This is a genomic window from Mycobacterium sp. (genome assembly GCF_039583785.1).
Classification (GTDB): Bacteria; Actinomycetota; Actinomycetes; order Mycobacteriales; family Mycobacteriaceae; genus Mycobacterium.
The window spans coordinates 1-1,308 of sequence record NZ_JAVKSG010000143.1 but is presented as its reverse complement, the minus strand read 5'-3'; the positions used below and the strand labels follow the sequence as shown (position 1 = coordinate 1,308).

General features: G+C 68.4%; 2 protein-coding genes. Both read right to left on the bottom strand.

The features are described 5' to 3' along the window. The coding region (locus ABDV69_RS20495) for a hypothetical protein (RefSeq protein WP_343577609.1) at positions 1-532 on the bottom strand (532 nt) is incomplete at its 3' end. A 188-nt stretch (positions 533-720) separates the two neighbouring features. Next, entirely contained in the window at positions 721-1,179 is a 459-nt protein-coding gene (locus ABDV69_RS20490) for a lipoprotein LpqH (protein ID WP_343577608.1), read from the bottom strand. Positions 1,180-1,308 lie beyond the last annotated feature (129 nt).

Here is a 1,308-nt window from a genome sequence, read left to right as displayed (position 1 = left end):
GGACCACCAGGCCCCTGCGCACCCGGCCCACCAGGACCGCCAGGACCCGGACCGCCAGGACCCGGATTGCCCGGATTGCCCGGTCCCCCAGGGCCACCCGGACCAGGACCACCGGGCCCCTGCGCACCCGGCCCGCCAGGGCCACCCGGACCACCCGGACCCGGACCAGGACCCGGACCCGGACCCGGACCGCCAGGACCACCCGGACCAGGACCACCGGGCCCACCAGGACCACCCGGACCAGGACCACCGGGCCCACCAGGACCACCCGGCCCCTGCGCACCCGGTCCCCCAGGGCCACCCGGACCAGGACCACCGGGCCCCTGCGCACCCGGCCCACCAGGACCGCCAGGACCCGGACCACCAGGACCCGGATTGCCCGGTCCCCCAGGGCCACCCGGACCAGGACCACCGGGCCCACCAGGACCACCCGGCCCCTGCGCACCCGGACCGCCAGGGCCACCCGGACCACCCGGACCCGGACCAGGACCCGGACCGCCAGGACCAGGTGCATCGTCAGCAATCGGTCCACAACGGATGCACGCCGGATCCGCCTTGAGCGGTTTGGCGCTGGCCAACCCCGTGCTGGCCGTCAGTCCTGCCAGGCCGAGGACAGCCGCGAACGTTGCACCTGCCAAGTGCTTCACATACATATCTGTCGGTTCCTTCCGAGCTTGAAGTGCGACGACATCTGGCTGCTGCATCGATTACGGCGGCACTTTAAGGACAAGTCGCGTCCATCTCGAACGACTTGCTGACCGGTTGCTGCGGGTTGGCCGCGTCAGCCCCCACCGCGGTGCCTTTGATGGTGTACGAGTTGCCCCTCTTGGTGGCTTGAGCATTGCCTTGATTCGGCGCTCCGGCCGAGTAACCCAACGTGACGCCGGTCAGATTGCCCAGCCCGACCGCCTGAACGACGGGCGGATCGGCATTAGTCACCACCGCCCCGATGCCAGTTGTCGGGTCGCCGAAACCGATACTGGTGTTGCCGTTCACCTGGGTGCAGCTGACGGCACCGGCCACGCTCTGGGCCTGGCCGTCGATAGTGACTTTGTTGCCGGCCGGGGCCGATGCGTTACTACTTGCGCCGGTGCTGGATTTATTACTCGAACAGCCGGCCAGGCCCGCCACCAACGTTGCCGCGGCCGCGATTCCTACCACAATCTCATGCTTTGCCACTGGTCTCCTTCGCCGTGTCGCCAACCACTGATTTCTACGCGCTCAAGGAAATCGATACCGTGTCGTTTGCCATGCCAAGCTAAAATTTCGCGCCGCTCGCGAGATTACGCGCTCAGGGGCTGCGGATGC